This window comes from Rhizobium sp. AQ_MP, assembly GCF_014237835.1.
Lineage (GTDB): Bacteria > Pseudomonadota > Alphaproteobacteria > Rhizobiales > Rhizobiaceae > Allorhizobium.
In genome coordinates this window covers 1-406 of record NZ_JACJVI010000078.1, presented here as the reverse complement: position 1 = coordinate 406, position 406 = coordinate 1, and the positions used below count along the sequence as shown (strand labels likewise).

At 53.4% G+C, this 406-nt stretch carries 1 tRNA gene; it reads right to left on the bottom strand.

Annotated features, from left to right (window positions below):
* Positions 1 to 330: 330 nt before the first annotated feature.
* Positions 331 to 406, bottom strand: a tRNA-Ala gene (locus H6M51_RS24295).

The window sequence follows — 406 nt, the reverse complement described above, 5'->3', positions numbered from 1 at the left end:
TTTAAGACCAGCTTCTCGAGATTAAATCCGGGATCGCGCGGTCAGGCAACGATCATCAGCAATCCGTCAGAGGTGACATAAGTCACCAACAACGAACGACCAGAGCGACAGGCTTCCTACCTACCTCCGATCCTTCCCCAGGTTCCGGCCGGCTAGGCCATCACAAGGTTCATCAGGATCGGGCTCGGACATGGGGCAAAACCCCATACCTGGAAGCCTCCAGATCAATCTTCTCTTCACAATGTAGACAGAACAGGCAGCACTCATTCGAGTGATGCAAACTTTTATTTCTTCAAAGGATATCTCCACTCTCTCGACACCAAAGTGCATTGGTGGAGCTGAGCGGGATCGAACCGCTGACCCCCTGCTTGCAAAGCAGGTGCTCTCCCAGCTGAGCTACAGCCCC